This is a genomic window from Paenibacillus sp. OT2-17 (assembly GCF_009827695.1).
GTDB classification, from domain to species: Bacteria; Bacillota; Bacilli; order Paenibacillales; family Paenibacillaceae; genus Paenibacillus; species Paenibacillus polymyxa_B.
The window spans coordinates 1-2068 of the sequence record NZ_WUDQ01000620.1 but is presented as its reverse complement, the minus strand read 5'-3'; the positions used below and the strand labels follow the sequence as shown (position 1 = coordinate 2068).

The 2068-nt window shown below is 44.8% G+C and carries 2 protein-coding genes and 1 riboswitch; both genes read right to left on the bottom strand.

The genetic code is table 11. The annotated features are described in order from the left end of the window. Nucleotides 1-17: 17 nt before the first annotated feature. The gene (locus tag GRP75_RS25325; RefSeq protein WP_081391172.1) at nucleotides 18-611 is read right to left on the bottom strand and encodes a thiamine phosphate synthase; all 594 of its coding nucleotides are present in this window, start codon (nucleotides 609-611) and stop codon (nucleotides 18-20) included. Nucleotides 612-875: 264 nt separating this feature from the next. Beyond that, nucleotides 876-984: riboswitch (TPP riboswitch) on the bottom strand. Between the two features lie 93 nt (nucleotides 985-1077). Next, the coding region (locus GRP75_RS25320; protein ID WP_160790707.1) for an ABC-F family ATP-binding cassette domain-containing protein at nucleotides 1078-2068 on the bottom strand (991 nt) is incomplete at its 5' end.

Below are 2068 nucleotides of genomic sequence, written 5' to 3'. Positions count from 1 at the left end.
CTACTCTCGTTTTCTCGCTACAGGTCGTGAACTACAAGATCTGCCATTCGCCGATATTCCAGCGCAGCTGCAACGGGCGACTCAGCCTCCCATATACCAGACATCACCGCAATTCCGCTTGCTCCGGCCCTATAAAGCTCCGGGATATGGTGCGGTTGTATGCCGCCCAGCGCGATCACCGGAATGTTCGACAGCCTGCAAATATGTTCAAGCTGAGCTAAACCCCGTGGTACAATACCGGGCTTACAATGGGTCTCATATATGTGACCATAAAGTACATAGTCCGCTCCTACCCGCTCGGCAGTCTGCGCCTCCTTCAAGGAATGCACAGATACTCCACAGCGTGTACCCTTTGGAAGTAGGCTTTTCACATCCGCTACAGGTAATCCATTAGCTGGTAGCTGGACGGCTCCAACCAAAGTAAGTAAAGCTACATCCACACGATCATTTACTACAATTTGTTGCAAAGGAACTCCCTGCTCCACCATGCTGCGAGTCAAAGATAGCAATGCAGAGGCACCATTCTGTTTTAAACGTGCGTGTACATAATGAACATACGGACAAATCACAGCAGCCACTTGGGCTGCTTGTGCAAAAGTGCCCTTTTCCATCGAAATTGCGTGTAATTCGATTTTGTCTTCACCTCACATTGGACTAAAAGATCTAAGCTTAGCCAGTCACGTCTACCAGCAGTAATGAAAGAGGATTGTATGTGAATCGTCTACGGAAGCTCGAACAACTTAAAGTGAACGAAACGCAAAAAAACCACTTCCCCAAGGAAGTGGTTTAACGAACGTCCAATAATCGAACGGACAATGATATCCGTATACGTGTATCGTCCCACGCACAAACAAAAATAAGATGGTGTTGCCTTGTTTGTACGGCGCTCACTTCCCTACGCTGGCATAACCCAGATCAGGTGCAAAGGGTCCGAAATCCATTTATTCCGTCTCAGCCGCATGGGCGGCTCCCCTAGTGTGACTATTTTATTGTATAAGCTAAAGATAGCTTAGCATATTTTCCTAATTCTGCAAACCCCACTTCGTGTGAAATATGCAGAATTGGATTTAGTTGATGTTAGTTAACTTTACTTGACCACTCTTCCACATTCCACGTTTTGGTTACCCAATCCTCGTAAAAGTCCGGTTCGTGAGATACAAGCAATACGGTCCCTTTGTATTCCTTCAAGGCACGTTTCAGCTCATCCTTAGCTTTAACATCCAAGTGGTTGGTAGGCTCATCGAACAGTACCCAGTTGCTTTCACGCATTAACAGTTTGCAAAGACGGACTTTAGCCTGTTCTCCACCACTGAGCGCAGATAGCGGACGCGTGATATGCTCATTCTTTAAACCGCAACGCGCCAAATGCGCTCGTACTTCATGCTGGTTCAAATGCGGAAATTCATTCCACACATCGTCAATCGGTGTAATTTTCTCTGCCTTTACTTCCTGCTCAAAATAAGCGGGCTGCAAAAAATCACCTTGATAGGTTTTTCCACTGATTGGCGGAATTTTTCCCAATATGGTTTTGAGTAATGTCGATTTACCGACACCGTTGTAGCCGACAATTGCAATTTTTTCGCCACGTTCAATCGTCATGGACATCTTAGGCAAAAGGGCATGTGTATAACCAATCTCAAAATCAATACCCTCAAATACCGTCTTTCCGCTTGCACGTGCTTCTTTGAATTGAAAGGTTGGCTTCGCAGCTTCTTCAGGCTTATCTATACGTTCGATCCGATCAAGTTGCTTTTCACGGCTCTTTGCTCGGCCTGATGTAGAGGCACGCGCTTTATTACGCTGAATAAAATCTTCCTGTTTCTTAATAAAGTCCTGTTGCTTCTCATAAGCATCAATATGCTGAGCTTTGTTCAGATCCGCCATTTCAAGAAACTTTTCATAGTTAGCTGAATAACGGGTCATCTTGGCAAATTCAAGATGGTAAATAACATTAACGACCTGGTTCATAAACTCAGTATCATGTGAAATAAGAATAAAAGCATAGGGATAATCCTTCAAATAGCGCGTAAGCCATTCAATATGCTCTACATCCAAATAGTTGGTAGGC

What these genes read in the sequence shown, in the direction of transcription:
- GRP75_RS25325 (WP_081391172.1), bottom strand. Translation starts at nt 611, where the DNA reads ATGGAAAAGGGCACTTTTGCACAAGCAGCCCAAGTGGCTGCTGTGATT.